This is a genomic window from Photobacterium lutimaris, from assembly GCF_003025555.1.
In the GTDB taxonomy this organism is placed as follows: Bacteria; Pseudomonadota; Gammaproteobacteria; order Enterobacterales; family Vibrionaceae; genus Photobacterium; species Photobacterium lutimaris.
On the sequence record NZ_PYMH01000001.1, the window covers coordinates 900,278 to 923,619 of the forward strand.

At 42.5% G+C, this 23,342-nt stretch carries 27 protein-coding genes and 1 pseudogene; 17 read left to right on the top strand and 11 right to left on the bottom strand.

All coding sequences use genetic code 11. The features are described 5' to 3' along the window. The first annotated feature begins 19 nt into the window (after positions 1-19). The 4 genes from arsB (at position 20) to C9I99_RS03870 (ending at position 3,197) form a co-directional block, all read left to right on the top strand. Complete coding sequence (gene arsB, locus C9I99_RS03855) at positions 20-1,051, top strand: ACR3 family arsenite efflux transporter (protein ID WP_107347501.1); 1,032 nt, start codon at positions 20-22, stop codon at positions 1,049-1,051. A gap of 213 nt (positions 1,052-1,264) precedes the next feature. After that, positions 1,265-2,257, top strand: a complete 993-nt coding sequence (locus C9I99_RS03860; protein WP_107347502.1) for a D-alanine--D-alanine ligase — start codon at positions 1,265-1,267, stop codon at positions 2,255-2,257. Between the two features lie 138 nt (positions 2,258-2,395). After that, positions 2,396-2,569 carry a YhfG family protein gene (locus C9I99_RS27650; protein ID WP_107347503.1) on the top strand — a complete coding sequence of 58 codons (174 nt, stop codon included), beginning with the start codon at positions 2,396-2,398 and terminating at the stop codon, positions 2,567-2,569. Next, complete coding sequence (locus tag C9I99_RS03870) at positions 2,559-3,197, top strand: putative adenosine monophosphate-protein transferase Fic (RefSeq protein ID WP_107347504.1); 639 nt, start codon at positions 2,559-2,561, stop codon at positions 3,195-3,197. The genes C9I99_RS27650 and C9I99_RS03870 overlap by 11 nt, the downstream gene beginning before the upstream one ends. Before the next feature lie 81 nt (positions 3,198-3,278). Here the strand turns inward: C9I99_RS03870 and C9I99_RS03875 are convergent, their stop codons facing one another. Next, on the bottom strand, positions 3,279-4,250 hold the full coding sequence (locus C9I99_RS03875; protein ID WP_107347505.1) for a tyrosine-type recombinase/integrase: 972 nt from the start codon (positions 4,248-4,250) through the stop codon (positions 3,279-3,281). Between the two features lie 168 nt (positions 4,251-4,418). Here C9I99_RS03875 and C9I99_RS03880 point away from each other — a divergent pair, with 168 nt between their 5' ends. Next, positions 4,419-4,799, top strand: a complete 381-nt coding sequence (locus C9I99_RS03880) for a DUF3319 domain-containing protein (protein ID WP_243734315.1) — start codon at positions 4,419-4,421, stop codon at positions 4,797-4,799. Positions 4,800-4,886: 87 nt separating this feature from the next. Here C9I99_RS03880 and C9I99_RS03885 read toward each other — a convergent pair whose 3' ends face one another. Together C9I99_RS03885 and C9I99_RS03890 are read right to left on the bottom strand one after the other, a co-directional pair. Continuing rightward, positions 4,887-5,378 (bottom strand): ATP-dependent zinc protease family protein, encoded by a 492-nt coding sequence (locus C9I99_RS03885; protein ID WP_107347506.1) that lies wholly within the window; start codon positions 5,376-5,378, stop codon positions 4,887-4,889. 117 nt (positions 5,379-5,495) lie between these two features. Next, positions 5,496-6,101, bottom strand: a complete 606-nt coding sequence (locus tag C9I99_RS03890; RefSeq protein WP_107347507.1) for an HAD family hydrolase — start codon at positions 6,099-6,101, stop codon at positions 5,496-5,498. A 117-nt stretch (positions 6,102-6,218) separates the two neighbouring features. On the opposite strand from C9I99_RS03890, the gene yciH reads away from it, so the two are divergent. From yciH to C9I99_RS03905, 3 genes are all read left to right on the top strand, one after another. Then, the gene (gene yciH / locus C9I99_RS03895) at positions 6,219-6,542 is read left to right on the top strand and encodes a stress response translation initiation inhibitor YciH (RefSeq protein ID WP_107347508.1); all 324 of its coding nucleotides are present in this window, start codon (positions 6,219-6,221) and stop codon (positions 6,540-6,542) included. Between the two features lie 412 nt (positions 6,543-6,954). Next, positions 6,955-8,307, top strand: a complete 1,353-nt coding sequence (locus tag C9I99_RS03900) for an ISNCY family transposase (protein WP_107347859.1) — start codon at positions 6,955-6,957, stop codon at positions 8,305-8,307. 218 nt (positions 8,308-8,525) lie between these two features. After that, entirely contained in the window at positions 8,526-8,969 is a 444-nt protein-coding gene (locus tag C9I99_RS03905; protein ID WP_243734616.1) for a helix-turn-helix domain-containing protein, read from the top strand. Positions 8,970-8,996: 27 nt separating this feature from the next. Here the strand turns inward: C9I99_RS03905 and C9I99_RS03910 are convergent, their stop codons facing one another. The 4 genes and pseudogenes from C9I99_RS03910 to C9I99_RS27135 form a co-directional block, all read right to left on the bottom strand. Next, positions 8,997-10,025 carry a glycerophosphodiester phosphodiesterase family protein gene (locus C9I99_RS03910; protein WP_107347509.1) on the bottom strand — a complete coding sequence of 343 codons (1,029 nt, stop codon included), beginning with the start codon at positions 10,023-10,025 and terminating at the stop codon, positions 8,997-8,999. Between the two features lie 362 nt (positions 10,026-10,387). Then, a pseudogene (locus C9I99_RS03915) lies at positions 10,388-10,890 on the bottom strand (ATP-binding protein); the annotation flags it as partial. Positions 10,891-10,977: 87 nt separating this feature from the next. Further along, on the bottom strand, positions 10,978-11,226 hold the full coding sequence (locus C9I99_RS03920; protein ID WP_133638247.1) for a hypothetical protein: 249 nt from the start codon (positions 11,224-11,226) through the stop codon (positions 10,978-10,980). Further along, complete coding sequence (locus C9I99_RS27135; protein ID WP_166645444.1) at positions 11,204-11,347, bottom strand: hypothetical protein; 144 nt, start codon at positions 11,345-11,347, stop codon at positions 11,204-11,206. The genes C9I99_RS03920 and C9I99_RS27135 overlap by 23 nt, the downstream gene beginning before the upstream one ends. Before the next feature lie 482 nt (positions 11,348-11,829). Here C9I99_RS27135 and C9I99_RS03930 point away from each other — a divergent pair, with 482 nt between their 5' ends. The 3 genes from C9I99_RS03930 (at position 11,830) to C9I99_RS03935 (ending at position 14,818) form a co-directional block, all read left to right on the top strand. Then, positions 11,830-13,902 carry an alkyl/aryl-sulfatase gene (locus tag C9I99_RS03930; protein WP_107347511.1) on the top strand — a complete coding sequence of 691 codons (2,073 nt, stop codon included), beginning with the start codon at positions 11,830-11,832 and terminating at the stop codon, positions 13,900-13,902. A gap of 259 nt (positions 13,903-14,161) precedes the next feature. After that, positions 14,162-14,314, top strand: coding sequence for a hypothetical protein (locus C9I99_RS27140; protein ID WP_166645452.1), 153 nt, complete (start codon positions 14,162-14,164; stop codon positions 14,312-14,314). 147 nt (positions 14,315-14,461) lie between these two features. Continuing rightward, complete coding sequence (locus C9I99_RS03935; protein ID WP_107347512.1) at positions 14,462-14,818, top strand: TraR/DksA family transcriptional regulator; 357 nt, start codon at positions 14,462-14,464, stop codon at positions 14,816-14,818. A 20-nt stretch (positions 14,819-14,838) separates the two neighbouring features. Here the strand turns inward: C9I99_RS03935 and C9I99_RS03940 are convergent, their stop codons facing one another. After that, a complete protein-coding gene (locus C9I99_RS03940; protein ID WP_107347513.1) occupies positions 14,839-15,303 on the bottom strand; it encodes an NUDIX hydrolase in 465 nt (154 codons plus the stop codon). A gap of 348 nt (positions 15,304-15,651) precedes the next feature. On the opposite strand from C9I99_RS03940, the gene rpoS reads away from it, so the two are divergent. From rpoS to C9I99_RS03955, 3 genes are all read left to right on the top strand, one after another. Then, positions 15,652-16,527, top strand: coding sequence for an RNA polymerase sigma factor RpoS (rpoS, locus tag C9I99_RS03945; RefSeq protein ID WP_107347514.1), 876 nt, complete (start codon positions 15,652-15,654; stop codon positions 16,525-16,527). A 176-nt stretch (positions 16,528-16,703) separates the two neighbouring features. Further along, the gene (locus C9I99_RS03950; RefSeq protein ID WP_107347515.1) at positions 16,704-16,931 is read left to right on the top strand and encodes a hypothetical protein; all 228 of its coding nucleotides are present in this window, start codon (positions 16,704-16,706) and stop codon (positions 16,929-16,931) included. 100 nt (positions 16,932-17,031) lie between these two features. Continuing rightward, entirely contained in the window at positions 17,032-17,568 is a 537-nt protein-coding gene (locus C9I99_RS03955) for a YceB family lipoprotein (RefSeq protein WP_243734615.1), read from the top strand. A 41-nt stretch (positions 17,569-17,609) separates the two neighbouring features. On the opposite strand, the gene C9I99_RS03960 is transcribed toward C9I99_RS03955, so the two are convergent. After that, positions 17,610-17,915 carry a hypothetical protein gene (locus C9I99_RS03960; protein ID WP_107347516.1) on the bottom strand — a complete coding sequence of 102 codons (306 nt, stop codon included), beginning with the start codon at positions 17,913-17,915 and terminating at the stop codon, positions 17,610-17,612. Between the two features lie 202 nt (positions 17,916-18,117). Next, entirely contained in the window at positions 18,118-19,263 is a 1,146-nt protein-coding gene (gene chrA / locus C9I99_RS03965) for a chromate efflux transporter (RefSeq protein ID WP_107347517.1), read from the bottom strand. Positions 19,264-19,607: 344 nt separating this feature from the next. Between chrA and C9I99_RS03970 the strand changes: the two genes are divergently transcribed. Next, complete coding sequence (locus C9I99_RS03970) at positions 19,608-20,534, top strand: LysR family transcriptional regulator (RefSeq protein WP_107347861.1); 927 nt, start codon at positions 19,608-19,610, stop codon at positions 20,532-20,534. 89 nt (positions 20,535-20,623) lie between these two features. Continuing rightward, a complete protein-coding gene (locus C9I99_RS03975) occupies positions 20,624-21,184 on the top strand; it encodes an OmpA family protein (RefSeq protein WP_107347518.1) in 561 nt (186 codons plus the stop codon). Between the two features lie 55 nt (positions 21,185-21,239). On the opposite strand, the gene C9I99_RS03980 is transcribed toward C9I99_RS03975, so the two are convergent. Beyond that, complete coding sequence (locus tag C9I99_RS03980) at positions 21,240-22,349, bottom strand: 1-acyl-sn-glycerol-3-phosphate acyltransferase (protein ID WP_107347519.1); 1,110 nt, start codon at positions 22,347-22,349, stop codon at positions 21,240-21,242. Positions 22,350-22,621: 272 nt separating this feature from the next. On the opposite strand from C9I99_RS03980, the gene C9I99_RS03985 reads away from it, so the two are divergent. Beyond that, complete coding sequence (locus tag C9I99_RS03985; protein ID WP_107347520.1) at positions 22,622-23,305, top strand: AraC family ligand binding domain-containing protein; 684 nt, start codon at positions 22,622-22,624, stop codon at positions 23,303-23,305. Positions 23,306-23,342 lie beyond the last annotated feature (37 nt).

The following is a 23,342-nucleotide window of genomic DNA, read 5'->3' on the forward strand; positions in this document are numbered from 1 at the left end:
GTGAATAGAGGGTCCCATAATGGGTATTTTCGAACGTTTCCTCAGTGTCTGGGTTGGGCTGGGTATGTTGGCCGGTCTAGCCGGTGGCGTATTGTTTCCTGATTTATTTACCTTCCTGGGCAACTTACAGTATGCACAAATTAACATGGTCATTGCCGTGCTAATTTGGCTGATGATCTACCCAATGATGATGCAGGTCGACTTTTCATCAATTAAAACACTTCATCGTCGTCCAAAGGGGTTGGTTGTGACGCTCGTTGTGAATTGGCTAATCAAGCCTTTCACGATGGCTTTGCTCGCTATTTTCTTCATTCGTTACCTGTTTGGCGGGTGGATTTCACCATCTCTCGGTGATGAGTATATTGCTGGTATGGTTTTACTTGGTGTGGCACCTTGTACAGCAATGGTCTTTGTGTGGAGTCAATTGACTAAGGGTGACGCCAACTATACCGTTGTGCAGGTCGCTATTAATGACCTGATCATGGTGGTCGCTTTTGCACCTATTGCCGCCTTGTTACTGGGTGTCACGGATATCACAGTACCGTGGGACACGCTGCTTCTATCTGTCAGCTTGTTTGTTGTCATACCGCTGATTGCGGGCGCAATCACACGCCACTACCTGCATAGAAAAGGCAGTAAGCAAGATAAGTTGGATAAACTCGCAGCGACGCTGAAACCTCTTTCAATTTTTGGCTTAGTCGGGACAGTGATTTTACTGTTTGGCTTTCAAGCGCAAACCATTATCGAAAACCCTGTTGATATTGTCCTGATTGCGATTCCATTGCTTATTCAAACATATTTGATTTTTGCTGTGGCCTACGTTTGGATGAAAAAATGGAAGCAGCCACATAACGTTGCGGCACCAGGGGCGATGATTGGAGCGTCAAATTTCTTTGAACTTGCCGTGGCCGTTGCTATTAGCTTGTTCGGTATTCATTCAGGGGCTGCTTTAGCAACCGTCGTCGGTGTGCTGGTTGAGGTGCCGGTTATGTTGTCCCTTGTTGCATACGCGAATAAAACGCGCAACCAGTTTGCGGTAGAAGTGCCATAACCATTACACTGAACGAAACCCACAATCTTACATGATTAGGTTGTGGGTTTTGTGCTGTTTGCAAACCAATATCATTCGCCGTGATTGATTTTTGGCTTTAATGACTGCTAATTGTTAAAAAACTGAAAGAAATAGCCATAAAGAGAGATATGAGGTGCAATAGTCACCTTTTTTTTATTACTATTAAGGAAGAACTTTAGACAAGGGATGATAATGAGCTCAATCCACGTTTTATTACTCTGTGGCGGTGGAAGTGCCGAACACGAAGTCTCTCTAGTATCTGCAAATTATATTGAACAGCAGCTCAAGCAGATTGACGACATTACCTATACCCGTTTAGAAATGAACACCGATGGTTGGTTTAATCATCAAGGCCAGCTTTGTCATCTAACCCTTGATCGCACTTTGCATCAGGGTGAAGCACAGCAGACCGTTGACTACGTTATTCCGTGTGTCCATGGCTTCCCTGGTGAAACCGGCGATTTACAGTCATTCCTTGATATGGCCAAATTACCGTATCTGGGTTGTGGCGCGGAAGCGAGTACCAATTGCTTTAATAAAATTACGACTAAGCTATGGTTTGATGCGCTAGGTATCCCAAATACGCCTTATGTTTTTCTCAGTGAAAACTCTGAAGAGTCGTATATTCAGGCAGCAGATGCTTTTGATAAGTGGGGTAAGGTGTTCGTAAAGGCAGCCAGCCAAGGTTCATCGGTAGGTTGTTACCGTGTCACTGAAAAAGAAGCATTGGCAGATGCTGTGAATGCGGCTTTTGGTTACTCTGAGCAAGTGCTGATTGAAAAAGCCATTAAGCCACGTGAATTAGAAATCTCTTCGTACGAATACAATGGTGAACTAATCATTACCAAGCCTGGCGAAGTCTCCTGTCCTGATGATCAGTTCTATACCTACGAAGAAAAGTACAGTGCTGATAGTCATTCAACGACGGCCGTTGAAGCCACTAACCTGACAGAGGCCCAAATCGAAGACATTCGCGAGTATGCTCGTAAAGCATTTGTACATATGAAGCTTAAGGATTTGTCCCGTATTGACTTTTTCTTGGGTGAAGATGGCGAAATTCTTCTAAATGAAATCAATACCTTCCCAGGCATGACGCCAATTTCTATGTTCCCTAAGATGCTTGAACATCACGGGCACACCTTCAAAGGTTTCCTAGAACAAGCAATAATGAATGCAGTGAAGTAATTTAAAAGCCGGGATTTTACCCGGCTTTTTTCATTCTACAGTATACCTAAGTAACGTTACGGTGCTTGGATGCAAACTGGCTATACTTCAGGTAGAGCACGCCAGCAAAGATAACAATTATGAGGCGACACGTATTTAATGTTAACGGATGACCAAAAAAGACAACGCTTTAAGCAGTTGCAAAGGAAGAACTATCGAGCCAGTTTACGACTAGAAGGTATCCACTTGGATCCTGAAGAGAGTAAAAGTAATAATGACGGCTTAGCTGAAGTTGAACATATTAATGAGCTGAAAGGACAATATGCCAGATAGATACGGGGTTGATAGAGACCCAGATTGTTATCCAAACAGTACAGTACTGATTAATTTGCTCAATATTCGCAACGAGGATGAACTTGAGGCGGCTGAGCGAGATTTCACACGCGTACGAGCGAGTCACTTTGAGCCAGACTTTAATAATTTCACTTTCGATTACCTCAAACAAATCCACCACATTCTATTTCAAGATCTCTATCCATGGGCAGGGATACAACGCACGGTTGATATAACCAAGGGCGAGACCCGTTTTTGCCATTGGGAAAATATTGAACGTGAATCAAATAAGTTATTAAATGCGTTAGCTGGTCAAGACCACCTACGTAACTTAGACCTTAATGATTTCATTGATAAAATAGCTTTTTTCTATTGTGAGCTGAATGTTATCCACCCGTTTAGAGAAGGGAATGGGCGGGTACAACGAATATTTTTTGAAATCCTCGCGATTAATGCTGGCTATGAAATTTGCTGGGAAGGGATCACTCTGAATGAATGGGTCGAGGCCAATCAAGCCGGTTACTTTGGCAATATGGAGTTGTTACACGCACTTTTTGAACGAATTACAACTCCGATTAATTTAACAGTGGGCTATAGCGAACATTGGAGTGACGAACCCAAGCGCTAATCATGTGTAAGCGAGCGGCTAGTGCACTATAATTCTATAGGTCGTTATTAATATATACAGCCTATCGATAACCTTAAATAACTACTTCTCCCAAGGCTTCGTTTTAATGAACTTACTAACCTCTTTATCATGTCGATCAGTATTACCGACATACTGGGCAGGCATAGCAGGGCTTTTCCAGCGGCCTTGTTCTTGAATATCGATGATGGACATACCGGCATCGGATAAATCTTTTGCAGCACCTACGCGAGGAGACTGGCCGGAAAATAGGGAGGTGTCGCCCAAACCTAACTCATCACTGGCACGGCGGAAAATACGATATATCGATGAATGATCTAACGGTTTGTCTCCGATATTGCTATGTCGGTCAATGCGTCTGAACACAAACCCCTCTGAAATCATGCCAATAACGAGCCAGCGTTGTAACGCTTTAGACGCAATGGAGCTTAATGAAATCGTCGTTGAACCAACCTCTAAATCTATCAAACCTGAACTATGGATGTATAAATTCTCAGCACAAAGAGCTGCGAGTTCGCTACGTTTCAACATGGCTTCAAACATCACTGCCCATATTGCCAAATCTCTGATATCTTTCGGTTTTGTAGATGATTCGAAACTATCTAGCAGCTGCTGTAGATGCTCATCACGAAAGGGGGCAGCATTGTGAGAGTCGTCATGTTTATCTAGTTGCTGCTTTTTCATGGCGAGTCGTATTTCAGCTTTCGCACAGGGATCGCTTAAGTTATGACAGCGATGAATTAGCGATATAGTGACAATGTAACGTTTTAGGCTGGCTAATTTCCGAGTCTTTGCCATTTGCTCAATATAGCGGTGTACGGTATTTGGCTTAGCAGGCAGCGAAGGGATGTGTTCTGAACGACAGAAAGCGATAAAGTTATTCCAGTCATTTTTAAAAGAGATAAGAGTATTCGAAGCGTACATGCTATGGGTCAAGACATCGAGCAATGCTGTCGATTCCAAAGGGTGACGAAAGCGTTGAATACTTGATGAGCACTCAGCTTCATTTTGAATCGGTGGAATGACTTTAGCCATGATATACCCTCTAGTGCACTATAATTTATTATCTTTAAGATTGTAATATAAAACATGACGTACTTCATATATAATTGCGATTTTTTACAATTATGAGCCTTATAAGCAGACAACAAAGAGTTTGATGCTTATATTTACAATATACAGGTAATAATGATAAGGCTCATTATGGCTCAAGTAAACGAGGCAGAAATGAAGAAAAGACTGTTCCATCGAGGCCACAATATTGAAAATGCCTCAGGAGCACCAGATGGCTGGAAAACAACCATCAATGGAAACACCGTTATCAGTAAACTCACTCTCATTAAGAAAAGTATTGATTGGTGGTATGACATGCAAACGTTCATGCCGCCAGAAAAATTTGTTGCCGCAGGTTCTAATCAGAGAATTAATCAAAAAATCGAACTCTATAAAGGCTTCAAACTAATCAATGATAACGGAGAGCCTAATGGTTGGTATGTTATCCTTGGTACGAAACTGCTGAAAGGATCGCCAGCTGCGATTAAAAAGCACTTAGACGCTGTAATAGCTAAAATGCAAAAAAAATAATACAGCCAAAACTAGACACGAAATAGTCGCCAAACAAAAACGCCCAGAGTAGGGCGTCTTTGTTCTTTTCCAGTTAGCTCATAGAGACTAGTCATTTTCATCGAGCTTCTCTACATCGACCAGGTAATCACCTTCGAGCCAGTTACGTCCAATCAACAATTTATATTCAAGCTTGCTTCTATCACGAAGGTTAACGGCAACGGTTTTATGCTGACCGTTCCATCCTAGATCCATTTCTACCGAATAACGACGCTCAACACCTTGAGCATTACGGATTTTACTCACTTTTACGATTTTACCTTTGTATTGAGCTTCTTCGCCGTTTTCATTTTGTGAGACGAACTCGATGGTATGGCCGAGATGATCGCGCATATTTTCACTGTCACTTTCATCACCGATTACTTTGATGTCCTTTGCATGAATTGAAGTCGTTGCAGCACCGGTATCAATGCGAGCAAGGTAATCCATACCTAAATCATAGACTTTAATCGTCTCTACTTGACCTACAATCGATTTCGAATCGTCGCTTTTTGACTCAGCCATGGAAAGATTGGAACCCATAACAGAGAATAACAACATTGCTGGGATAAATAATCTTTTCACGAAAACTCCTGACTATGTTAGGTAGAAACTGAGGGCAATATGCCATTTTCTAAATGAACGTTAAATGAATTTCATCGTAATTTGCTAAAAATTCTAGTTAATTTGCAGCAAATTACGAATATCTGAACAGCTTTTATTGGGTGATGTAAAGCGAAAGACCTTAAAACCAAGTGCTTTGGCCGCATCTACATTTTTTTGCTGATCGTCGATAAAAAGCGATTCTGCGGGGTCAATATCAAATCGCTGGCAAAGTAATTCAAAAAACTCTGGTTCAGGCTTAATGGTTAGCTCTTTGCCTGAAACTAATCCACCATCGAATAATTGATATAAGCCATGGTGCTCATTTAATTTTTCAAAAAAAGCACTACTCATATTTGTCAAAAAGTAAGCTGAGTAGTTGAGGCTAAGAACTTGATTGACTAAATCGAAAGTATCGTCGATGAGCTTTAGACTTTCTTGGATATGCTCGAAAAAATCTTCCATTCTGGACTCAGGCAAGTTTACGCGGGCAGCACAGCGCGGAATCGCTTCAGCCATTAACATTGTACCGCGATCCAGCGATATCCAGTCTGGGTGCTGAAGCACATGTTCAAGCAAACGGGCTTGCTCATCTTCTGAGTCTGTAAAGGTAGAGACGATTTTTGCAGGATTCCATTCAAACAGAACTGCACCAAAATCAAAAATTACGTTTTTAATCATATCTGTTTCCGTTACAGTACCTAATATTGATATTATTGTGGTTCAGGTGATGAGTAAATGAGAACTCACATGGCATTACCTGGTTCACAGATCCAAGAAATTTAATGAGATAATCCCATGAACGACAACAGCCGCTTGGTATTTTCAACAGAAACAGGCCGCATTAAAGAAGACAAGCCAACTCAACAGCGTCCAACGGGCGATGGCATTGTTCGTATTCAGCGCCAAACTAAAGGCCGCAAAGGAAAAGGCGTGTGCATTGTTTCGGGCCTGGACCTTGAAGACGCGCAACTGAAGTTACTTGCCGCTGAGCTTAAAAAAGTATGTGGTTGTGGTGGCTCGGTTAAAGATGGCAACATCGAAATCCAGGGTGATAAACGTGACGTAATCAAAGCAGCGCTTGAGAAAAAAGGACACACCGTAAAGTTAGCTGGCGGTTAATGCGATTGAAAATCCACGAATAACAATAAGCCCTGAGCATTGCTTGGGGCTTTTTATTAGATAATTTTCACGATAGCAAACTGACACACGCATATCTTGCGCAAGGCATTTTGCTATTATGCAAATTATCTACTTTATGGTAAATAAGCATTACTGTTAAATGGCACGAAGTGACACTGTAATTAAAGAGCGAAAATAAAAGCCTCGTGCAAAGAGTAGGTTAGAATCAAGGTTGAATAGAAACAAGCGAACGTTAGTTATATACCTTATTTAACATAATATACATAATACGTACTGAGGTTGTAAGATCTAGTTAGAAATGTCAGGTTTGAGCCAGATTGAAATGTCATGTTGTTCTAACTTCAAAACACGCTTTCTTTGCCGTGTTTGGAGCCCTTGGATGCTATTGACCATGACTGACAATGAATTACTGAGAATCAAACTAATCCAAGACATCTGTGATAAACGGATCACCGGTGTCGAAGCTGCCCGCTTGCTTAAACTGAGTCCTCGCCAAGTTTATCGTTTGGTCAAACGCTTCGTTGAATTAGGTGCTGCTGGTCTAGTGTCATTAAAGCGTGGCCAACCTGGTAATCATCGTCATGATGAGCAATTAAAATTACAGGCACTAGCTTTGCTCCATCAGCAATACGAAGATTTTGGCCCGACGTTGGCTCATGAAAAACTCTCTGAGCTTCATGATATCCATGTTTCCGTTGAAACCTTACGCCAATGGATGATTGCCGATGGTCTCTGGGTTCCCCATGCCAAACGTAAACCGCGTATCTATCAACCTCGTCACCGGCGTGATTGCCCTGGAGAACTGGTTCAAATTGACGGCTCCCATCATGACTGGTTCGAAGGTCGCAGCCCCAAATGCTGCTTGCTGGTTTATATTGATGATGCCACTGGCCGCTTGATGAACCTGCGCTTCAGCGAAACCGAATCAGCCTTCGATTATATGGTTGCTACTCGCGAATACCTTGAACAGCACGGCAAACCCACCGCGTTCTATAGTGACCGGCATGCGGTTTTCCATGTCAGCAAGCGCGATGCCCACACTGAACGACTCACCCAGTTTGGTCGTGTACTGAATGATCTCAATATCGAGCTGATCTGTGCCAACAGTTCACAAGCCAAGGGCCGCGTTGAGCGCGCGAATAAAACGTTACAGGATCGCTTAGTCAAGGAAATGCGCCTGCAAGGCATTGATACGATTGAACAAGCCAATGCATGGCTCCCCGACTTTATCGCGGATTTCAACCGTCGTTTTGCCAAGCCTCCGCGGTATCCAAAAGACATGCATCGGCCATTACGGGAATCAGCTGAAGAGCTAAATGATATTTTTGCCTGGCAAGAGCTACGTAAGCTCTCCAAATCACTGACTTTTCAATATGATAAGGTTGTCTATCTCATTGACCCAACAGAAGAAAACCAGCGATTGGTCAATCAGGTCGTTAAGGTATTAGACCGTCCAGATGGCACCATCGCCATTCAATACGGCCACCGTAAGCTGACCTTCAGAGTTTTCGATAAGTTGGCAGATGTAGACCAAGGCAAAGTCGTCGACAACAAACGACTGGGCGCCGTGCTCAAGTTTGCTCAGGACAAACAGCAGGAATTCGAGCAGCAACAGAAACGTTCCCGCAGCAAGAAGGCCCCGAAACGCACAGCCCAGCAGCGGGCTATCAGGCAGCTAGAAGCCATCAACCCGGTATTAGTCCACCCAGAGCAATTCAAAGCCAGCAACAGGAGAAAGCCATGACATCCCTACTCCACAGCCACTGATTAGCAATGATGAACTACCTTGGAAAGAGACAGTTTAATCTGGGAAAACTCACTGACATTTTAAAGTGGGATAAACAGAGGTTGTAGCCACAAAGCTAAAGTGTCTCTTTTCTACAAAGTGAAAATGTCCTGTTTTTCCTATGTTGATCTGACTCTGTCTGGTCTGTATGAGATGAACTGAAGATGTTGTTAACCATGAATGATAAAGAGATTTTACGTCTGACTGCTATCCGTGATGTGTGTGAACACCGTATTCGTCGTTCCGATGCAGCACGTATCCTTTCACTCAGCGTTCGCCAGGTACAACGTTTAGTGACTCGTTTTCGTGATTCCGGTGCCGCTGGCCTTGTCCATCAACGCCGAGGCAAACCGTCTTCGAATAAAATCAACGATAGCATTCGTTACCATTGCTTGAGTTTGCTCAATCAAAAATACCCTGACTTTGGTCCAACGTTAGCCCACGAAAAACTTACCGAACATCATGATATTTCAGTCTCACTGGAGACTTTGCGCCAATGGATGATTGCCGATGGTCTCTGGGTTCCCCATGCCAAACGTAAACCGCGTATCTATCAACCTCGTCACCGGCGTTTTGGTTTTAAGGCCAGCACAAAAAAGCCCGCAAAGGTTATAGATTAGCGGGCTATAAATAATGTGGTTTAAAGCTTATTTATACGCCTTACGATAGCCGTTTTCTTCAAGCCATTGCATCGCGAACTCGGGCTCATCAGTTTGAAACATTGTTACACCTTTATCAGCCCAAAACCCAAATACTTCTGATGGAAGATTAGCATATACAGCCATTTCATCACCACGACCACCGGAACGCATTCCAGCCATTTCTCGGTAAGTATATAAAGTGTTAATCCACATATGTGCATTATGCTTTTCTGCTAATTTACGGGCTTCATCACTAAATAATACCCCACCATCTTTCGTGATTTTACCATCAGGAGCATGATAGTTACGTAGCTGAATCGCTGAAGGCTGGAATTCTTTAAGAGAAGCCTCTACTACATTTAAATCAACATGTGAATCATATAAGTTTGGCAAAAAATGAGCATCTGTAACTCCTAGTCCAGCGACCATAGCCGTTGCATCATTGCGCTGCTTTTCATCATTTTGGTTAACTGTAGCTAGAAGCTGGTGTTCCACTTCCGCTTTTTTAGCCATAGCAAACATTTCAGGGAAATATTCAACACCAATTTTGTTATCTAGGTTCAGAAGGATCTCACCTTTGATGGCTTGGAAGATCTCTTCAAGGGTAAGGATTTTATCTTCTGTAACTACTCGGTTTTGTCCTAAGTTATCAGTAATAACCAAATTACACTTCTGTAATTCTTCCCATAGTTTTTTAGCAACTTCACCAGTACAAGTCGTCGTACGATCTAAGGTCTCATCGTGCATACCAATGAATACGCCATCTTTAGTCTGACGAATATCTTGCTCAATGGCCTCAATGCCTAACTCAATAGCTTTTTGGATAGATGTTAATGAACCTTCAGCATATACCGGCTCTCCATCCTTTATCCATAAACCACGGTGCGCGACTATCATGATATGATCACGATGATCATTAGCATTTTCTAGGCGTTCTATGATTTTATCTACATGTGAAGTATTGGCTAAAGCTCCAAATGAGCTCATAGTAATTGCTGCAATTAATAAGCTCTTGGAAAAATTTTTGAGTTTCATTCTTACTATACACCTTATGATTATCACGTTGTTTTACGCAGCGAATAATCATTGATAGTAGCTTAGCATTCAACTCGATATAATCATATTTGGTATACCAATCACATGTAAATCTATTTGCATAGAACACTTAAATAGATGTAAACACTTATTTTGTAAATTAATTATTTATCTTGTAACCAACAACCTCGATATCAATCAACTGGTCAACCAAAAAATTCATATATTTTTCGATGAAAAACATTTATTTCAGCGACATTTTTATGCTTAGCTTAATATAGCCCTAATAGATCCTTAACAGCCTGCAACAAACTCAAGCACACCTAATTTTATATTTCACCAGTCGGTACTCCATCTTCTGCCGCGCTATCATCGGCTTTTTGCATCATGACACAAGCGAACTGACAGTTATCAATGATGGTTTTCGATACCTCCTGCCCACGCTGAAACATGTTGATGGAGTGAAGGCCAAACTTACGCCCTAGCCTCAATATTTTGCCGTGGTAGCCAGTGGCCTTGCCTGCGGTGTTGGTATGTTCAGCCACTTCTTCGCAGATCACCTTTAATGGTTTCTTGTGCTTGCCGTTTCCCATGCCCCACACCACCATGCAGAACTTGTCGAAATCTTCCTCGATGCTTTTCTACATAAGGTTTCGTGATTTGGATAGTACGCAATCTTAAAGCCTTGGTTGGTTTTACGTCCTGCGATCATCGCGGCGGCAAAGGCTTTCAACGTGGCATAGCTACGAACCTTACGCCCGGCCAATAGCCCTTCATAATCCCCAATCGGATCAAAGATGGCGACTTGGTCGGTGGGCTTGATAAACAGCTTTTTAGCTGAGGAGGTTTTCCCGCAGCCAGACATACCAACCACATAGACATGATGATTACTCAGCGCATTGTTTTGGTTGATAGGTTGTAGTTTCAAGCGGCCTCCTGCTGCTGTTGATCATCATTGGCAGCTTGCTTGGCCTTTTTTTTTGGCAAGTTCAGCATCTTTAATCTTGAGGCTACGCACCTGCATATAGCTAGACAGCCCAAGTATCCCAATGGCAGCGACAGCCATGATTTCATCCATATACTTAGCTAGCCACGGTGGCGGATTACCACCGTATTTCACGATAAGCGGTGCTATTTTTTGTGTTACGTTTTCAGCTTGTTGTGGATCAAATTCAAAGTTATGGTGCACCATGGTTTTCATGGTTTGCTCGATAGTCATCATTGGCCGGACACTCGGCTACCCAGATGTAATGGAATGGATCGGCAATGCCATCGAGTTCAAACGGTTCACCATCAACATCAATCCCCATCGAAACAACCACAAGGTAAATCCTAATCAGCCGGAAAATTTCCGACTAAATCCGGTTGAGATAGGAACTCAGCCCAATTGAAGCGGCGGCCCACCCCCTTTATTGTTTCTAGCTCAGCATCGGCTTCGAGTTCTAAAGCCTTTTGGGTTAACTCTGACTCGACTTCAAAAAGAGCGCACTTAATAAATGGAAATAGCTTGGAGTTACATTGCGGGGACATGTATAAAATTTAATTACGTCAATCAGGCTACCACTTAGTATCCAAAATTGAAGATGATGTCATCATTGTGACCGTCTTAGCCGTTGGCAAGTGCGAACGGAGCGAGTGCATACAAAACTACGATTTACTTGTTTACGATTGGTAAAGGCTCTTGAATAGCCCCGGTCGTTAATAACAAATCTTTTATTGGTTAGTATTTGTAATGCATCATGTTAACATGTTGTTTTTCTGCGTTTTGATTGTGTTACTTTTATAATGATGGAGCAATAATAATATGAAACTACACCCTTTGTTTATAGCATGTGGCGGCCTTCTTTGTGCTCAATCTGTGGCAGCGGCTCAGCAGCACCCGCATGAACACATTAACTCAGAAGCCTTGAGAAGCGTTAGGGGTAACTTAGCTACCGAGCATACAATCAAAGCGAATCAAGATTTTGCGAAAGGGTTGAACTTCAATGATGTAGAAGTGTTTAGAAATAATGACAGGGGTCTTATTGTCGAGCTAGACGAAACGACCTCAACGCCTCTTCGTTATCGTTTTTCAGGGCTACACCAAGGCGAATCGGTTGCGCACTTATCTCCTGATTCCGTTAACCCTTCTTTATGGCGACAAGCTCAAGCAAATTTTTCTGCTAATGGTCTATACAAAGTTAAAGACGACATTTATCAGGTTCGCGGCGTCGACCTATCATCAGCAACTTTCATTCGCTCGAAGAGTGGGTGGATTGTTTATGACGTACTTATGCAAGATAAGCCTATGGTTCTCGCTCTTGATTTTTTCTTGAGCAATGTTCCAGACGGTGGCGATCTTCCAATTGTCGCAATGATTTACTCTCACTCCCATGCTGACCACTTTGGGGGCTCTAGAGCCGTTTTAGAGCGATTCCCAGATGTTAAAGTGTATGCGCCTCATAATTTCATTAAAGAAACCATAGATGAAAACGTGCTAGCGGGTAATGCAATGTCCCGTCGAGCTGGTTACCAATACGGAGCAACGCTAGGAGCTTCGGCTCAAGGTGTCGTTGATGCTGCACTAGCTAACGGCTATTCAGTTGGTGAAGGTTACCAAGTCACCATGGTTCCCCCTCATGAAACATTACCTTCTGGTGAATCGGAAAAATTCCATGAACGTGTAATTGATGGTGTTCAGTTTGTATTTATGGATACCGCAGGAACAGAAGCGCCTTCTGGAAACGTGGCATACTTACCAGCTCATAACACTCTATGGACCGGTGAAATGGTTTACCAAGGGATGCATAACATCTACACGCTGCGTGGCGCTAAGGTTCGTGATGCGCTTAAGTGGTCAAAAGACATTAACGAAATGATCCACGCTTGGGGGGGTGAAGTTGCTTACTTAATGGGATCTCACTCAGCGCCTATTTGGGGCAACGAGAATATTGTTGAGTACCTAAAGCTGCAGCGTGATAACTATGGCTTTGTTCATAACCAAACGTTACGCTTAGCGAATAACGGAATGGGTATTCAAGACATAGGCGCTACAATTAATGATGAGCTTCCAGCGTCTCTTCGTGAAGTGTGGCACACTAATGGCTATCACGGTACTTACTCACACAATGCAAGAGCCGTTTACAACATGTACTTGGGTTACTTTGATATGAACCCTGCAAACCTTAACCCTCTACCAGTACAGGAAGAATCAGAGCTATTTACTGAAGCATTTGGTGGCTGTAAGAAGGCAACAGAGTTTGCAAAGGCTAAGTTTGATGAAGGTCACTACCGCTTTGTGTCTTCAATGATGGACAAAGTTGTCAGAACGTGTCCAGAGGATAAAGCCGCTAGACGACTACTTGCTAACTCTTTCGAGCAGCAAGGCTATCAGGCAGAGGGGGCTGGCTGGCGTAATGTGTTCTTAACTGGCGCTCAAGAACTAAGAGTCGGCACTATGTCGGGTACTGCTAAATCCGCATCTCCTGATCTCATTTCTCAAATGACGGTTTCTAACCTTCTAGATTACTTAGCAGTTAGAGTTGTAGCCAAAGAAGCAGAAGGTAAAGATTTTACTATAGCTATACACTTACCTGATATCGAAGAGAATCATCTGTTAGAGCTATCACATGGTAACTTGAGCAACATAATGGTAAACAACAAGCCAGAGGCTGGTACTCAGCTTACAATCAAAAAAGGCGATATCGTGGCCGTCCAGCTAGGCGAAGTTACTTTTGATGAACTATTAAGTTCGGGTAAAGCGACTCTATCAGGCGATAAGTCAGCACTAAAAACCCTAACAGATATCATGGTTAATTTTGATGACAGTTTTGAGATTGTACCAAGACCAGGTGTAGGTCAAACGGTTGATGCTCATTTCTACAAACCGCTGAAATAACAAATCTGTCTCGCAGTCTAAAAGCCCTCTCTTAGTGAGGGCTTTTCTATATATTAGCGCCGGAGTTACTTCTTCGGTATGAAACTATTAAGGTAGCAAACACTATGAGCGAGAAAGCATGAAAAATACAAAGGGCTTTGAAATCATAAAAATACTTCATCGTATCAAGCAGAAAGTCGATTAGTTGAAGACCGAGAATTCTGCTTTAATAGCACCATAGATAAGTCAAACTAAATTGTTAATAAACAAGGTGTTATAAATGTTTTCAATAGACGATCGTGTAGTAGCGACTAAAGGTGTCGATCTTGGTGAGATGGTTGTTGCTGGCCTAAGCAGTGGCGGCTTTTGGGTTCACGTTAAAGTCGATGGTATTGCACTGACTTACCCTGCTCGTGATCTTAAGAAAGCATAATTGTTGCTCTCCAATATGCCATTAAGGTAGCCTCGGCTACCTTTTTTCGTTCCTGATGTTACAAACTATACTTCTTCTAGGCCACTATACTGTGTCAGCGAGAAGCACTCTATACTTATGCATTGTGCCTTTCATTTGGAGAAGCTTATGACCATTACTTATCATCCGGACTCCGATTTAGACGACGCAAAGATCAAACTACTTCACGACGAACTTCTCGATAAACGTCAACACTTCCGTGATGAAATCACCAAACTCAGCCACCTCATCGCTAAAAAAGAAGATTGCTCGGTTACCGATGTTGCCGAAGCCGCTAACATGCGCGAAGAGGCCGACAGAGCAATGGGCCTTGTGGACCAGTATACTGAAACGCTAGCTCAAATTGAAAAGGCCCTATCTCACATGGAACATGGTACTTATGGGGTAAGCGACAAAACCGGTAACCCAATTCCCTTCGAACGCTTGAAAATCATTCCTTGGACTTCCACATGTACAGATGACTAAAACTTATCATTGAGACCATTCTACACTTGCAGGCTATCCGTGGGTATTCGTAGCAATGACGATGGTGTTTCAAGAATGAAGTACTGCCAGACATGCTGATAAAATTTCCGCTGATTAGGATATGGAACGAGACGGATTGCCTCTTCCAATGAACACCAACAGTGATCTGTATGCTCTTGATTAAGCGCTACATTTGCCTCTGAGTCACAAAAAGCGACAAAGCCCGTAGCAATGAAAATTTGGTCAGCTTGTGGGTAATAAAACTGCTGCAAATAATCGGCATGATATAACTGAGTTACTGGCAGGCGTGTTTCTTCCTTGAGTTCACGAAGGAATGCTTGCCATGCCTGCTCACCCTGCTCTATCTTGCCTGCGACATTGCACCAGTACCCTTCATTGGTTCTTTTTAGCAGTAACATTTTAAATTGTTGTTCTTGCTTTGTTAAAACAACACCAGATACTAGGCTTGTATTAAGCTTCATCATCCCCCCCACTAGAAACAATCAGCAACAGTTATAACGCTTTGTTTACCATGTACCGCATCAATACAAGGCATAGAAACGTTAAACATCGCTGTACATCATACTGATTATATGAACAATAATATGAATATATTCTACCCAGTACATTCAAAACAAAAGCATTATCTAGCTATCATTTTTTTGTCGATTCAAATGACTTTGTCAACATCACTTTGCAACACAATCTCTCTTTTATATAGAAAACCACGATACCTCAATAGTATATGCACAAGGTTCATGATAATGTGTTAATGTAACAAATAAAAACAAACATATAACATTTAGTCGAATTGTCATTGTTAGGGGTAAGATATGGATATCAAATCACAAGAAATAAATGGTTTCGATGCTGATGTTATTCATCTGTATCTGCAAGAAATCGCTCATAAATCGTTACTCACCAAAGAAGAAGAAGTCCTCTACAGCCGGAAGTGCTTACGAGGCGATAAATTTGCGAAGGCAACGATGATTGAAAGTAACTTGCGTCTGGTAGTCAGTATTGCCAAAAAGTACCGTAACAGTGGCATGTCTCTGAGTGACTTAATCGATGAAGGTAATATTGGTTTAATGACCGCTGTTGAAAAATTCGACCCTGAGCGTGGATTCAGATTTTCAACCTACGCAACATGGTGGATTAAACAAACTATTGAGCGTTCTATCCATAATCAAGCACGTACTATTAGGCTGCCGGTGCACGTATCAAAAGAGATAAACACCATTCTAAGAACACACAAACAGTTAATGAAAACCACAAATCAAGAGCCAAGTCAGGAAGACATCGCAGCAAAATTAGAGCGCTCAGTTGAAGATATCTCAAATGTTCTTGCTTATGATGCACCGGTTGTATCTATTGATCAGCAGATCTCAGACGACTCAGGATCACAAACTATTTCAGCATTTATCGCAGACAATGGTGGTGAAAAGCCAGAGAACGAGCTCGACCGCCAAGATATCAGCAAGTTAGCGATTAATATGCTCGAAAGTCTAAATGCAAGAGACCGCGAAATTCTATGTCGTCGATTTGGTCTATTAGGATATGAAGCTCAAACGCTTCAACAAGTTGCCGATGAAGTTGGCCTAACCCGTGAACGTATTCGCCAATTGCAGGTAAGCTCGTTGAAAAAGCTGAAGAATACCTTGAGTCGTGAAAATTACGATCTTGAATTGCTTTTTGCTGAAACTGCATAAATTATTTATGATCATATCGCTAAGCCCTTCCTCCTGGAGGGCTTAGTCGTTTTATGTAACTTTTATACCCATCATTTCATTTTTATTTGATGGGCGCCCAAACCATGCGGACCTCGTGTATCAACCACATTAAATTGTATTTACATTGACTTCTGTGCCAAATCAGGAGTCTCAACATGTTAAATCGCCCCACACAAATATCACTTCTCGCTATATTTATTATTTTGTTTACCGCGGTAACACATGCCGCCCCCAGTACAAAGAAAGAGAAATGTGAAAAAATTAATGACAAGATAACCAAGATACAGGAGAAAATGCGCTACGGTTATACCGTAAAACAAGGTGTAAAATACCATAAGCAATTGAATAAACTCTATAAAAAGCAATTTGAGGCTTGCTTTTAAATAGCCATTTTTATAACAAGCGGTCTCGTATGTGAGCCGTAGGAATGCTCTGGCTCTGATAATCTTTAGAGATAGTTATTATTTGCCTGAGGCGCTCATTTTGAAAATATTTTATGCCCTATGTATTACATTTATTTTATCTTCGTGTGCTAGTTACAGTGTCACCGAACAAGATATACAAAAATATCTTGATGATAGAAGCGGCTTTGAAAGAACGGTGGGGATCAAAGGGCTGGCACATGCGAATATAAAATTCGAGAATGTCAAAATTGGTATTGGTCGGGTAGCCAATGACCGGATTAACTTGGATGCAGATTCAAATGCCCTGATCTCAGTACAGGGGCAAAGCCCACAACAGCTACAGATAAAAGTGAACTTCAGTGCCGTGCCCTACTACGATAAAGAAGAAGGAGCTATCTTCCTTAATGACCTAAACGTTGAAGATATCGAAATCCAGCCAAGCGCACTAAACTTGCCAAGTAAACAACTATTGTCACCGATAATTGAAATGGTTGGTCAATATTTATTAACAAGGCCGGTATATCGCTTGAGTGATCAAGACTTCAAACAGTCTATGTTGAAAACGGCAAGACCAGAACTTCTAATTAAAAACCATGAGCTTGTTATCCAAATCTAACTCGGATCAGAGAGCATCGCTAACAATTGAAGCTGATGCCCTCAACTACGGGGCCTCGCCCCTTTAGATTGCTCTAGGAAATTTGTTCCAGCTGCTTCATCAATGATATGAATTGCCCTTTCCGTTTCAAACGCTTTACGCATTGCTTCCGCAGCATAATTTTTGATTGTTGCTTCATGCGAGCTAACAAACACAAAGATAAATAAGCCTAGACCGAATATTGCGGCAAGTATTGCTATGGTGGTTCTTTGTACAATACGCTTCTCAGCTTCTCGCAATTCCCTTTCAAGTATTTCAAGGACATCATAATTCGTAAGGTTTGGCCTTATTTTTCTCTGATTTTTCATATATTTATTTTGACCAATAAGGTGCAGTTAATTTGAAGCTACTTTAGCAATCTATTCTTAACTTTACCTTAATCAACGTAATACATTGCTATAGCACATTGTTTTATTAAAGATTTGATTATTCCATCTACAAATTAATAGTTATAGTGCGCTAGATTTCAAAAAAACACAGCCCGTAGACTGTGTTCGTAATAACTCACGGTCAAATTATCAACTGATACCCTATAAATAGAAGGATTAAAACCCAAACAGGTATATTCCGATACTTCAGCAGATAGAAACCGATTAACACTGCAACGACATCAAAGATCGACCCAATCGAGGTTGAGATAACCGGTTTGATAAACGCGCTCCCAAGCAGACCTACGACACAAGCATTCACCAATAGAATCGATTCCTGCAGACGTTGATGTTTAAACAAAGCCCCCCAGGCAGGCAAGAAAGCAAACAATAATAAACTACCCGGCAAAAATACCGCGACTGTCGCAAGCAGGCTTCCCATCACTGGATTATCAACGATTGCAGATGCGCCCAAATAACTCGCCATGGTAAACATTGGGCCAGGTACTAATTGCGCAGATGCATAAGCACTTAGAAAAGTGTCCGATTCCACCATCCCTTCCATCATCGGCTCAAGTAAAGGAAGCACAACGTGTCCTCCACCAAATACGAAGCTGCCGGCTTGATAGAATACATTGAAGAGAGTTAATAATTCGGACTGGCCAGCAATCAGTGGTAACCCAATCAGCAAAATAGCAAACACCGCAAGAATACCAAGATTTGGCTTTATAACGGGTTGGCTGGCCATGGCTAGATTACGGTGCTTTTGCGAAGAAAGAATAAAACCCAAACAAGCCGCAAGTAAGATCGGAACAATTTGACCTAGCAAGCCTGACGTCACAAACACACTCAACGCTGTCGCAACAGCAACCACTGCTGTCAGTTTACTGGTAATATTTTTTTTGACCATCCCCCACATTGCATCAGCAACAACAACGACAGCCAACAATTTTGCCGCCTGAATAACTGTGTCGATAAGAGCCACATCATTGTATTGCTGGTTACCGATAGCCAAAAAAGTCAGCAACAAGAAAGAGGGGAAAGTAAAACCGACGAATGCCGCAACGGCACCTAAATACCCTGCTTTCTTAAAACCAATGTACATGCCAAGCTGGCTGCTGGCTGGGCCAGGTAAAAACTGACATAACGCAACGGCATGAGTGAAGTCTTGATCGGTAAGCCACTTCTTGTTCTGTACGAACTCACGCTGGAAATAACCGATATGGGCAGCAGGACCACCGAAACTATAAAGACCTAGCAGAAAAAACTGCCACATAACTTTGAACATAAAACCTCCTAATGAGGCCACGATACTATCGTCAGATTGGCAATTAATAAAATCGTTCTATTTAATCCCCTCCATCAATTGAATTAATTATACAGTTGAATATTCAGACGATAGCACTATTGCTAACCCGCATACCCATATCTCAAATCGTTTACCACTGCTTACCATTGTCCACACTGGTAAACAATAAGCGCTAACCTATGATTTAAAAGGCTTTTTAAATTTATGTTTTCACTCATTTCCGGCTCTGCGACTTTCCCCAGCTTGGTGAGCGATTCACAAGCTTTCTCCCGCATTCTGTTCAGTGGTATAATTCCTTCGTTAACATGAAGTTGGTCTTAGCTATGCTTGAAAATCTGCAACAAATGGTGATCCTTGCGACTGTCGGCCATGAACAAAATTTCACACGGGCAGCGGAGCGCCTTGGAATATCGAAATCTCAGGTCAGCAAACAAATTCGCTTTTTGGAAGAGCGACTTGGCTGTCAGCTTGTACAGCGAAGTACCCGTACGGTCGCTTTAACAGAAATAGGCCTTCAATACGCGGAATATGGTCAACAGCTTCTTGATACCGTCAACGAAGCTGAAGCGCTTGTTGCAGGTTACCGTAATGAAATTAAGGGTGTGTTACGCATTGGCATTGCACAGTCTTTCGGTAATTCCCATATCACCTCTGCACTGGCTGAGTTTCAAAAAGAACACCCAGGGTTGGAATTAGAGGTTAGCTTGTTTGACCACCGCCCTAACCTTCTTGAGGAAGGTTTTGATTGCTGGGTAGCTATCCACGAACACCCACCAGAAGGCATGGTTGCCCGTCGACTAGCAGACTGCCATTTTGCGGTTGTCGCGTCACCGGACTACATCCAAGAGCATGGCACGCCCAAGGTTCCTGGAGAATTACGCCAACACAACTGCATTACCTACCAGAGCCGTGAGAGAAAATATACAAACTGGGAATTCACCAAAGACGGTGTGAGACAAGCCATTCGTGCGCGTGGTAATTATCGTATAGATAATGCACCCGCTGTTCTTGATGCTGCGTTGTCTGGCTTGGGTATCGCATACCTGGCGACCTATCTCATTACTGATGAGCTTGAAACGGGCAAATTGATACAGCTTCTTCCTGAGTGGAAAGCAGACGTAGAGCTACCGATTTATGCCGTCTATCCACGTCGTAAATACCTCGCGCCTAAAGTTCGTTCGTTCATCGATTTCATGGCTGAACGTATGTCTGTTCCGCCCTATCGAACACCTAACCCTGCTGCACGTTGATCTACCTCGATATCTTATTTTCGCAGTTGTGATTCATTACAGATCAGCTAAACCTAACATATATGACTTCATAATTAGGTTTAGTTGGTTTGAACACTCTAGCCCCCATTATCACATCAATCTTTTCACGCATCACGCTAACGGCGTTTGTTGTGCTGGCTTTAGGCTGTGGCAATGGAAGTGACAATGTCACTAGCACATCGTCAACCCCGGCATCTGGCAGTAATGAAAATGTGGTTCCAAATGCTCAGATATTGTTAACCGAACTCCCCGAACTACGTACCACAGTTTATTTCGATGCCGAGAGTTATGATTTAACTGCCGAAGGTCAACTGCTGTTAGATCCTATCGCAGTCCGGTTACGTCAACATCCAGATAGCTATGTCATTGTTGTTGGCCACGGCGATGATTTTCCGAATGAAGAAGATAACGTCGGACTTTCTTATGAACGTGCCTTTACGATAGCCATATACATATCGTCAGTCTTTGGTGTTGAAGAGGAGCGCATTCAAATCGTCTCTGCTGGCAGCACAGAGCCGTTGAGCTCTGGCAATCGAGCGGTTGACAAACAACGCAACAAACGGGTTGAGGTGCTCTCTCCTAAGTCGATAGTACGCACCTTGAGTCCCGTCAATGATGCGAAATTTTAATTCGGTCTGAGCAGCGTAGAGGTATAAAAAAAGCAGCCCGCAGGCTGCTTTTTTATTAAAGGTGTTTTTTCTGGGCGGGGATCGCGTACATTTGCTTGAGAATAGTGATGACACCATCAGGCAAGTCAGAAAACTTCTCGTTGAAGCGTGCAACTTCGGCATCATTCACAGAGCTATCGGCTATATCTGCTGCGATATAGTTAGCAGGGAATAAGTGGTAATTAGTGGTGATCTGACGATCAATTTCTTGCGCTAATAATTCAGGTGTGTCAAAGCCAGTACCAATCGCATCGCCAAAGCTAACATGGATACGGCGTTTTTGACCTACGATACCTTGGATGATACTTTCGATATCTTCAAGCTCACCTTTCTCATAGCTGCCTTCAGTTTGCTTCTGGTAAAGCTCTTTAGCCTTCGCTATATCGCACGGATCATTTTCGTAAGAAATAGCAACAGGGACAATGTTTAGCTTCGCCATGTAATCAGAAAATTCGACTTTCTGCTTACGACCATCCATGTAGAACATTTTTAGGATTGCTGGATCTGTCTTATCATTGCCATCTTTCGCTCGTCCTTCTTTTTGCGCAATCCAGATGGAGTTCCCGGTATCTAAAGAGTGAGAAATATAGTTAGAAAGTAATCCTAACGTTTTCATCATTTCGCGTGGACCTTTGGCTGAACGCTTAACAATGAAACTTTTGTTCAAGCGCATTAGCTCAGTCGCACAAGGTTTCTTGAGCAGGTTATCACCAATAGCAATGCGAACAGTATTGAAGTTGTTATTAAACAAACACCAGTTCACCATCGCTGGATCCATCGCAATATCTCTGTGGTTAGACACAAAGAGATAAGACTGCTTCGGGTCAAGCTTATCAAGGCCAGTAAAAGTGACACCGTCACAGGAGTGATCAATCGTCGCATGCATATACTTAGCAATTTGACGTTGAACATCATCCACTGTCTTGATGTTTGACCACTTGTTAATCAGAAAGTGTTTAATTAGCGGTGTAAGCAGCCAGCCGAATACGCCTGATAGCTGTGGGAAACGGTAATTAAGAATGGCGTTTATGAATTCTTTATCGTTAACCAGACGCGTAATAGCCCCACTGACTTCATCGTCATTGTACGGGCGAATTTCTTTGTATATATCGTTATTAGACTGCACTGTAATGCTTCATAAGTTGAAAAACTGCGACATTTTACGCAGATTTAAGTGATTTACCCAATGACATCCCCCCAAGAACGTGATGGTTGGAGGTCTTACCAGATTAAATTGCATTAATTTCAACCACTTTACCTGCTTGATACTGCAATGTCTGCCTAACCGCTAACATTTCTAGCCAAAAAAACACCATTTATCTGTTAAAATCCCCCGATCAGTTGACGCTTGCAACAAAAGCGAACAACATGTGTCAGCGAAATTGCTAGAGATTAACTATGAAACAGGCTATAGAATATTCACTGCATCAAGATACTTTTCTGGACGTCGGTTCTAGAAAAAAAAGTCATACTGCCTATATGATTATCATGACATCGGGATGTGCATTTATCCGTTTAGGCAAAGCTGAATATACAGTGAATGCCGGAAGTGGTTTTTTCATCCCATTCGATTGCCTCCACGCTGTCACCATGATGCCGGGATCTTCGTACAGTAAAGTCGAGTTCTCCCCTCGCCTGACAATGGCTATTTGTCGTGAAGCTGGATTCTTTCGAACGACACCTCTCATCAGTGCGCTTTCCAAAGAGCTCAATAAATGGTTAAACATGGGTAATGAGATCACGTTGGAAGGTGAGACTGGCAACTTACTCAAAGTATTGGCGGATCAAGTTGCTAAGCTGAAGGTCAATAGTAAATCAACTAGCCCAGGGTTAAGCGGTCATCACCAACTTTGCCTAACGTCGCTACTTAAAGGTGACAAGGTAATGGATGGTAAGGCTCTTGAGGCAATTGCTGACTATACTGGCTTCTCAACCAAAGAAATTGAATCTTGTGTACTGATGCGTGAGGCGCTTAAATTATCTCGCTCTGGTCGCAAGATCCCGCAAATCGCCGAAGCCCTGAATACCTCACCAGAAATGGTTTCCTCTTTAGCCCTTCCCGTACTGGGTAAAGCGCTATAAAAAAAGCCACCGACGGGTGGCTTTTAACTCTCTAAAT

Excerpts from the sequence above, each read along its gene's own strand:
- arsB (WP_107347501.1), top strand. The coding sequence starts at position 20 with ATGGGTATTTTCGAACGTTTCCTCAGTGTCTGGGTTGGGCTGGGTATG.
- C9I99_RS03860 (WP_107347502.1), top strand. The coding sequence starts at position 1,265 with ATGAGCTCAATCCACGTTTTATTACTCTGTGGCGGTGGAAGTGCCGAA.
- C9I99_RS27650 (WP_107347503.1), top strand. The coding sequence starts at position 2,396 with ATGTTAACGGATGACCAAAAAAGACAACGCTTTAAGCAGTTGCAAAGG.
- C9I99_RS03870 (WP_107347504.1), top strand. The coding sequence starts at position 2,559 with ATGCCAGATAGATACGGGGTTGATAGAGACCCAGATTGTTATCCAAAC.
- C9I99_RS03875 (WP_107347505.1), bottom strand. The coding sequence starts at position 4,250 with ATGGCTAAAGTCATTCCACCGATTCAAAATGAAGCTGAGTGCTCATCA.
- C9I99_RS03880 (WP_243734315.1), top strand. The coding sequence starts at position 4,419 with ATGGCTCAAGTAAACGAGGCAGAAATGAAGAAAAGACTGTTCCATCGA.
- C9I99_RS03885 (WP_107347506.1), bottom strand. The coding sequence starts at position 5,378 with ATGTTGTTATTCTCTGTTATGGGTTCCAATCTTTCCATGGCTGAGTCA.
- C9I99_RS03890 (WP_107347507.1), bottom strand. The coding sequence starts at position 6,101 with ATGATTAAAAACGTAATTTTTGATTTTGGTGCAGTTCTGTTTGAATGG.
- yciH (WP_107347508.1), top strand. The coding sequence starts at position 6,219 with ATGAACGACAACAGCCGCTTGGTATTTTCAACAGAAACAGGCCGCATT.
- C9I99_RS03900 (WP_107347859.1), top strand. The coding sequence starts at position 6,955 with ATGACTGACAATGAATTACTGAGAATCAAACTAATCCAAGACATCTGT.
- C9I99_RS03905 (WP_243734616.1), top strand. The coding sequence starts at position 8,526 with ATGAATGATAAAGAGATTTTACGTCTGACTGCTATCCGTGATGTGTGT.
- C9I99_RS03910 (WP_107347509.1), bottom strand. The coding sequence starts at position 10,025 with ATGAAACTCAAAAATTTTTCCAAGAGCTTATTAATTGCAGCAATTACT.
- C9I99_RS03920 (WP_133638247.1), bottom strand. The coding sequence starts at position 11,226 with ATGAAAACCATGGTGCACCATAACTTTGAATTTGATCCACAACAAGCT.
- C9I99_RS03930 (WP_107347511.1), top strand. The coding sequence starts at position 11,830 with ATGAAACTACACCCTTTGTTTATAGCATGTGGCGGCCTTCTTTGTGCT.
- C9I99_RS27140 (WP_166645452.1), top strand. The coding sequence starts at position 14,162 with ATGTTTTCAATAGACGATCGTGTAGTAGCGACTAAAGGTGTCGATCTT.
- C9I99_RS03935 (WP_107347512.1), top strand. The coding sequence starts at position 14,462 with ATGACCATTACTTATCATCCGGACTCCGATTTAGACGACGCAAAGATC.
- C9I99_RS03940 (WP_107347513.1), bottom strand. The coding sequence starts at position 15,303 with ATGATGAAGCTTAATACAAGCCTAGTATCTGGTGTTGTTTTAACAAAG.
- rpoS (WP_107347514.1), top strand. The coding sequence starts at position 15,652 with ATGGATATCAAATCACAAGAAATAAATGGTTTCGATGCTGATGTTATT.
- C9I99_RS03950 (WP_107347515.1), top strand. The coding sequence starts at position 16,704 with ATGTTAAATCGCCCCACACAAATATCACTTCTCGCTATATTTATTATT.
- C9I99_RS03960 (WP_107347516.1), bottom strand. The coding sequence starts at position 17,915 with ATGAAAAATCAGAGAAAAATAAGGCCAAACCTTACGAATTATGATGTC.
- chrA (WP_107347517.1), bottom strand. The coding sequence starts at position 19,263 with ATGTTCAAAGTTATGTGGCAGTTTTTTCTGCTAGGTCTTTATAGTTTC.
- C9I99_RS03970 (WP_107347861.1), top strand. The coding sequence starts at position 19,608 with ATGCTTGAAAATCTGCAACAAATGGTGATCCTTGCGACTGTCGGCCAT.
- C9I99_RS03985 (WP_107347520.1), top strand. The coding sequence starts at position 22,622 with ATGAAACAGGCTATAGAATATTCACTGCATCAAGATACTTTTCTGGAC.